The 5,824-nt window shown below is 66.3% G+C and carries 8 protein-coding genes; 2 read left to right on the top strand and 6 right to left on the bottom strand.

Annotated features, from left to right (window positions below; all coding sequences use genetic code 11):
- Positions 1–19: 19 nt before the first annotated feature.
- Entirely contained in the window at positions 20–793 is a 774-nt protein-coding gene (locus DBR22_RS13000; protein WP_108599370.1) for a VTT domain-containing protein, read from the top strand.
- A 95-nt stretch (positions 794–888) separates the two neighbouring features.
- Here DBR22_RS13000 and rdgB read toward each other — a convergent pair whose 3' ends face one another.
- Both rdgB and rph read right to left on the bottom strand, forming a co-directional pair.
- A complete protein-coding gene (gene rdgB / locus DBR22_RS12995) occupies positions 889–1,557 on the bottom strand; it encodes an RdgB/HAM1 family non-canonical purine NTP pyrophosphatase (protein WP_258229186.1) in 669 nt (222 codons plus the stop codon).
- A complete protein-coding gene (gene rph / locus DBR22_RS12990; protein WP_108599368.1) occupies positions 1,554–2,312 on the bottom strand; it encodes a ribonuclease PH in 759 nt (252 codons plus the stop codon). Before rph ends, rdgB begins: the two co-directional genes overlap by 4 nt.
- A gap of 83 nt (positions 2,313–2,395) precedes the next feature.
- On the opposite strand from rph, the gene DBR22_RS12985 reads away from it, so the two are divergent.
- Complete coding sequence (locus DBR22_RS12985) at positions 2,396–2,884, top strand: group II truncated hemoglobin (RefSeq protein ID WP_108599367.1); 489 nt, start codon at positions 2,396–2,398, stop codon at positions 2,882–2,884.
- Here DBR22_RS12985 and DBR22_RS12980 read toward each other — a convergent pair.
- The 4 genes from DBR22_RS12980 to clpS form a co-directional block, all read right to left on the bottom strand.
- On the bottom strand, positions 2,881–3,678 hold the full coding sequence (locus tag DBR22_RS12980; RefSeq protein ID WP_108599366.1) for an MBL fold metallo-hydrolase: 798 nt from the start codon (positions 3,676–3,678) through the stop codon (positions 2,881–2,883). The genes DBR22_RS12985 and DBR22_RS12980 overlap by 4 nt on opposite strands.
- Positions 3,675–4,739, bottom strand: coding sequence for a glutamate racemase (murI, locus tag DBR22_RS12975; RefSeq protein ID WP_108599365.1), 1,065 nt, complete (start codon positions 4,737–4,739; stop codon positions 3,675–3,677). The genes DBR22_RS12980 and murI overlap by 4 nt, the downstream gene beginning before the upstream one ends.
- A 68-nt stretch (positions 4,740–4,807) precedes the next feature.
- Positions 4,808–5,374: a DUF2017 domain-containing protein gene (locus tag DBR22_RS12970; protein WP_108599364.1), complete on the bottom strand. Its 567-nt coding sequence runs from the start codon at positions 5,372–5,374 to the stop codon at positions 4,808–4,810.
- Positions 5,367–5,750 (bottom strand): ATP-dependent Clp protease adapter ClpS, encoded by a 384-nt coding sequence (clpS, locus tag DBR22_RS12965; protein WP_108599363.1) that lies wholly within the window; start codon positions 5,748–5,750, stop codon positions 5,367–5,369. Before clpS ends, DBR22_RS12970 begins: the two co-directional genes overlap by 8 nt.
- Positions 5,751–5,824 lie beyond the last annotated feature (74 nt).

The raw sequence follows: 5,824 nt of genomic DNA, 5'->3' as shown, positions 1-5,824 counted from the left end.
GTAGGTGAACTTCCTTGCGATCAGTGACCTTGCCGTGCCCATGCTGGGTGGAGCAGGACCGGTCCAGCCGCAGCTGGCCTCCTTCCTGCCCGACTGGCTGAACCCCCAGATCTTCCTGGCCGATCCAGCACTTGCCCCCTGGGTGGTCTTGCTGGTGTGCGGGATCGTCTTCGCCGAGACCGGGCTGCTCGTGGGGTTCTTCCTCCCCGGCGATTCGATGCTGTTCACGGCCGGGCTCCTGGTGGCCACCGACACCATCAAATTCAATGTCTGGCTGTTGTCGCTGCTGATCATCATCGCGGCCATCATCGGCAACCAGACGGGCTACTTCATTGGCTCCAAAGCCGGCCCGGCGATCTTCAACAAGCCGAACTCCCGCCTGTTCAAGCGCGAAAACGTTGAGAGCGCGCATGCATTCTTTGAAAAGCACGGCGGCAAGGCCCTGATCCTGGCCCGCTTCGTCCCGATCATCCGGACCTTCGTTCCGGTAATTGTGGGCGTGGCCCAGATGAGCAAGCGGAAGTTCTTCCTTTACAACGTGATTGGGGCCGTGCTCTGGGGCGGCGGCGTGACGCTCCTGGGCTACCTCCTGGGTGACCGCGTGCCGTGGGTGCGCGAGAACCTGGACATCATCTTCATCGCCATCGTCCTTGTCTCCGTGATTCCCATCGGCGTCGAGGTCCTTCGCGGCTTGTCCGCCAAGCGCCAGGCTGCCGCCTTCGGCACGGACGCCGTCGACGAATTCATCGAGGAGCACGCTCCCGCCGAGGAGCGCAAGACCAACCTGGACTGACGGGACGGCAGTACAACGGTGAGGGGCCCTGCAATGCAGGGCCCCTCACGCTTTAAAGACCGGCAGTATCCCGCGACGGGTCAGCGGAATCCCCGCTACCGCCGGGCGAGGGCCGCAACGATGGCCGGCACCAGCGCGCGGAAGGCCTTACCGCGGTGGCTGATCGCGTTCTTCTCCTCGGAGGACAGCTCGGCGCAGCTGCGGCTCTCCCCCACCGGCTGCAGGATCGGGTCATAGCCGAAGCCGCCCTCGCCGCGTGGTTCCCGGAGGAGGATCCCCTCCAACTGGCCGTACTCCACCACTTCGCGGGCGGAGTCCGCCCCGGGCACAGCAAGGGCCGCGGCGCACACAAAGGCCGCTCCGCGATAGCCGTCCGGCACATCGGAGAGCTGATCCAGGAGCAGCCTTAGGTTGGCGGAATCGTCGCCGTGGCGGCCTGCCCATCGCGCGGAAAAGATTCCCGGCGCACCGCCCAGGACATCAACCGCCAGCCCCGAGTCGTCCGCAATCGCCACCAGACCCGTAGCCTCGGCGACGGTACGGGCCTTCAACAGCGAGTTCTCCGCGAACGTCACGCCGGTTTCCACGACGTCCGGCGCACCGGCCGCGGCGGCATCCACTACCTGGGTATCGACGTCGAGCCCCGGGATCCGGCCGCGCAGGAGGTCCCGAAGCTCACGCAGTTTTCCCTGGTTGTGGGTAGCCAGGACCAGGCGAGGAGCCGCGGCACCTTCAGCGTCCGGGTTCACAGGACCGGCGATCACAGGGCGTCAGCGAGGGTTTCCCGCTGGATGGCAGCCAGCTGGGTGGTCCCCAGCAGAGCGAGGTCCAGCAGCTGGTTTAGCTCGTCCCGGTCAAAGGGTGCGCCCTCGGCAGTGCCCTGGACCTCCACGAACTTGCCGGAGCCGGTAACCACCACGTTCATGTCGGTCTCGGCGCGGACGTCCTCAACATAGGGCAGGTCAAGCATGGGCACGCCGTCGATGATGCCTACCGAGACGGCGGCGATGGTGTCGACCAGCGGCTGGGCGTTCTTGGCGATGAGCTTGTTGTCCCGCGCAAAGCGGATGGCGTCAGCCAGCGCCACGTAGGCTCCGGTGATGGCCGCGGTGCGGGTTCCGCCGTCGGCCTGCAGGACGTCGCAGTCCAGAACAATAGTGTTCTCGCCCAGGGCCTTGGTGTCGATGATGGACCGCAGCGACCGTCCGATCAGCCGCGAGATCTCGTGGGTGCGCCCGCCGATCTTACCCCTGACCGATTCGCGGTCCGAGCGCGTGTTGGTGGCGCGGGGAAGCATGGCGTACTCCGCCGTCACCCAGCCGCGGCCCTCGCCCTTGAGCCAGCGGGGCACCCCGGCCGTCAGCGAAGCGGTGCACAGGACCCTGGTGTTGCCGAACTCGATCAGGGCCGATCCCTCTGCCTGCTTTGACCATCCCCGGGTGATGCTGATGGGGCGGAGCTGATCGGGGGCGCGGCCATCGGCGCGTACTACGGGCACTGCTGTTGCTTCTGAAGTCATGCCTTTAGCTTATCGACTCGCCACCCGGGCCTTCGCCACCGGAGCCCCTTCCGCCTCCGCAGGCGGCATGTCATCGTTACTGCATGCAGACCGTGTACGAGGCGGCCGGAGGCGCCGGCTTCTTCCTCTCCCTTGCCGAGGCCTGGCACGCACGGGTGATGGCTGACGGTGTGGTCAGCCACGCGTTCAGCCACGGATTCCATCCTGAGCACGGCCGGCGGCTGGCAGCCTATTGGGCGGAGGCCCTGGGGGGCCCGCCCGGGTACTCCGCCTCCTTGGGTGACGAGTCAGCCGTGGTCCGGCTGCACAGTGGCAACGGCCCGCATGAGGAAATGGACCGCAGGGCGATAGCCTGCTTCGATCAGGCGCTGGCCGACGTCGGACTCACCGGCAATTCCCGGCTCCGCGACGTACTCCACAGCTACTTCGCGTGGGCAACCACAGACAGCCTGTCCCGTTACCAGGACTCAGCGGCTGACGTGCCGGACGGGCTCCGCATCCCGCACTGGTCCTGGGACGGACTGGCCGGCGAAGCGGGTTCCGGCACCCCGGACGGTCAGCCGGGGCCTTAGATCGTGTAGTGCACCCCGGCCACGGCAACGGCAACATCGCCGCCGAAGACGGGCCGGGCTTCGGCCATCACGGTGGTCTGAGATGTCCAGACGGGGATGTGCGTGAGGAGGAGCCTGCGCGCACCAGCCGCGGCCGCTGCCTCACCCGCCCGCTTACCGGTCAAGTGCACATCCTTGATGGAATCGTCCCGGCCTTCCTCGAAAGCGGCCTCGCAGAGGAACAGGTCAGCGTCCTTGGCCGCCTCTTCCAGACCCGCGCAGGAATCGGTATCACCGGAATAGGTCAGGACCCGGGTGACCTTGCGGCCATCCTTGCCCGGCTCCGTCGCCTCGACCCGGAGGGCGTAGGCCTCCTCCACCGGATGGTTCACCGCGAACGGCGTCACCGTGAAGGGCCCCACGGTCACGGACTCCCGCTCGGTCCAGTTGGTGAAGTCGAACTCCTCATGCATCCCGGGGTCCAGTTCCAGCCCGTAGGCGGTTGCCATCCGGTCCGCGGTTGCGGCGGGTCCCCACACCGGGATCCTGCCCCGCCCCCAGCCGCCCGGCTTCCACCGGACTGCCACGTGCAGGCCGCACAGGTCCATGCAGTGGTCAGGATGCAGGTGGGTCAGGAAGATGGCGTCGATGTCCTCAAGGTCTGTGTAGCGCTGGATGGCACCCAGCGCCCCGCTTCCCAGGTCCATCACGATCTTCCATGTCCGCTCGCCGTCGGTGGCTGTCAGGAGGTAGCACGACGCCGGCGAGCCGGGGCCGGGAAAAGAGCCTGTGCAGCCAACGATGGTGAGCTTCACAGGGTGGGACCTCCGGCCCCGGGGATGCTGACGAAGTTCGAAATCCTTGGCCCCGCGGTTCGCCCGGAGGCTGCGTTCTGGGCTGCCGCCACCATTTCAGGAGTGATCCGGGCCAGGCTTCCCGTGGGATATTGAGCGGCAACGTGATCCACGTGCTGGACCGAGAGGACCTCCGGCCCCAGGAAGCGGCGGGCCAGTGCCTCGAACTGGGCCGCGTCACCTGTTGCAATGAAGTGGTGTTCGGGCGCGCCGGCCGCGGTGCGCTGAAGGTCATGGGTGGCCAGGGCGCGGTAGACGTCCTTGGCTGTCTCCTCGGCGCTGGACACCAGCGTCACGGCGTCGCCCATCACCAGGGAAATAACCCCGGTCAGCAACGGATAGTGGGTGCAGCCAAGCACCAGGGTGTCTACACAGGCGGCCTTCAGCGGCGCCAGGTATTCCTCGGCAAGGGCCAGCAGCGCCGGCCCCATGGTGATGCCGGCTTCAACGTAATTGACGAATTCCGGGCAGGCCACGGAGGTGATGGCCAGGTCCGGTGCGGCGGCAAAGGTGTCCTCGTAGGCCCGGGAACCCACGGTGGCGGACGTGCCGATGACGCCGATCCGGCCGCTGCGCGTGGCGGCAACTGCACGCCGGACGGCCGGCTGGATCACTTCGATGACGGGAATGCCGTACCGGGCCGCGTAGCGTTCGCGGGCGTCCCGGAGGACAGCGGCCGACGCCGAGTTGCAGGCAATGGTGAGGAGCTTGACGCCGGAGTCCACCAGTTCGTCCATCACGCCCAGGGCATTGGCCCTGACTTCGGCGATGGGCAGCGGCCCGTAGGGGCCATGGGCGGTGTCCCCCACGTAAAGGATTGATTCGTTGGGCAGCTGGTCGATGATGGACCGCGCCACGGTCAGGCCGCCGACGCCCGAATCAAAGACCCCGATGGGGCGGGACCCCACCTGGCCGGTGTTGTCGCCGGCGGCGGAGTCCGGCGCTGCTGCCACTGAAGGATCCATGCTCGAGGCTGTTGTCATGATTATTCGAGGATAGGTCTTCCCTGAGTCCGCAGCCATCACATTGTGGCGGCCGACTCATGTCGAATGTGTCACAGTACGATCCCTGCCGGGAACGCCTGCGCGGTTCAGGAGCGTGAATCGAGCGACTGGAGCATCGCCTGGACCAGGGACTCCTGCAGCCAGGTGGTGAAGTTGTATACCAGCGCGAGGTAGCTTTCCACGTCCTCCGCCTGGGACCAGTCCTGCATCAGGTGGACGTGCTCGGCATCCTCCTCATCGCGGATATCCAGCCGTTCCGCCAGCACGAGCCGGACATCGTTCAGTGCCATGGACCAGTGCCGTGCACCGTCGGCGGTCAGGACCACCTCGTCCTTGTCCAGGTCCAGCGCGGCGGCGCGCAGCGCGCCGATCTTGGTTTCCCGGAGCGAGCGTTCAGTGAGCTGGCGGAACTCCAGGGACGCGCCGTCGTCGTCCTTCATGACATTGGGCAACAGCCGCTTGACCGCTCTGTCCGATGGTTCACGGACGTCCATGTCCAGCCCGATCAGGGCGGCCAGGGGGTCCTGGTTTTCGCGCTCTTCCGGCTGAAGCATGGAGATGACGTCGTCGATCAGGCTGCGGAGCAGCTCCCGCTCGGCCGGTTCCAGGAATCCGGTGATGCCTTTGAGCCCGTTTTTGAATGCCTTAGCCACGTTTCCCCTTGCCCTGGCCCGACCCGCCGGATTTCTTGGGATTCCCGCCGTTACCGCCGCTGGCTTTTTCCACGGTGGCCCACAACCCGAAGCCGTGCATGGCGACTGCGTGCCGCTCAACCTGCTCCTTGCTGCCATGGGCAACGATGGAGCGGCCCTTCCTGTGGACTTCCATCATCAGCTTGTTCGCTTTGGACTCGGAATAGCCGAAGTAGCTCTGGAACACGTAGCTGACATAGCTCATCAGATTAACCGGGTCATTCCAGATCACCAGGTTCCACGGGATGTCCGGGGCGGTCAGGGAATCGGTGGAGGCATCAGTGCCGGTCCGGGTCCCTTCCCTTGTACCAGGGCCGGGCGCAACGCTTATGGTCATCTGTCCATTCTATGGGGAGTCCGCGCCCACGCCGGCGAGGGCCCCGCGGCGAAGCGAAGCGAGACGTGGGAGCC

This window comes from Arthrobacter sp. HMWF013 (genome assembly GCF_003061105.1).
Lineage (GTDB): Bacteria > Actinomycetota > Actinomycetes > Actinomycetales > Micrococcaceae > Arthrobacter.
This window is presented reverse-complemented; position numbering and strand designations above follow the sequence as displayed.